Annotated in this window: 1 protein-coding gene; it reads left to right on the top strand. The window is 38.8% G+C overall.

The annotated features are described in order from the left end of the window. Window positions 1-415, top strand: a 415-nt coding sequence (locus HT701_RS10970; protein WP_172931535.1) for a helix-turn-helix domain-containing protein, incomplete at both ends; no start/stop codon positions are given.

Genomic DNA, 415 nt, shown 5'->3' with positions numbered 1-415 from the left:
CCAAATATCATAAACGTCTACAGATTATTTATTTTCGCTCAAAAGAAAAGAGTTATAAGGAAATCATGGATCTGCTAGATTGCAATAAAACAACTGTTTGGAGGAATTTGAAAAAATATAAGGAGTTTGGTTTAGAAGCGCTTCTTCAAGAGACCCGTGGTGGACGTCATAGAGAATATATGACTTACGAAGAAGAACAAGCATTTCTAAAACGTCATATAGAAGCTGCTCAGGCTGGGGAATTTGTAACTGTCAATCAGTTATTTGAAGCCTATCAAAAAGAGATTGGTCGCACTTCCACACGTGATGGTTTCTATTATCTCCTGAAACGACATGGTTGGCGAACGGTCACTCCTCGACCTGAGCATCCCAAGAAGGCAGACGCTCAGACAATTGAGACGTCTAAAAATAAAAT

The sequence above is a fragment of the Streptococcus sp. 10824 genome (assembly GCF_013276595.1).
Classification (GTDB): domain Bacteria; phylum Bacillota; class Bacilli; order Lactobacillales; family Streptococcaceae; genus Streptococcus; species Streptococcus pseudopneumoniae.
Note: the sequence above shows the minus strand (reverse complement) of the source record. Positions and strands in the feature narration are given on the sequence as shown.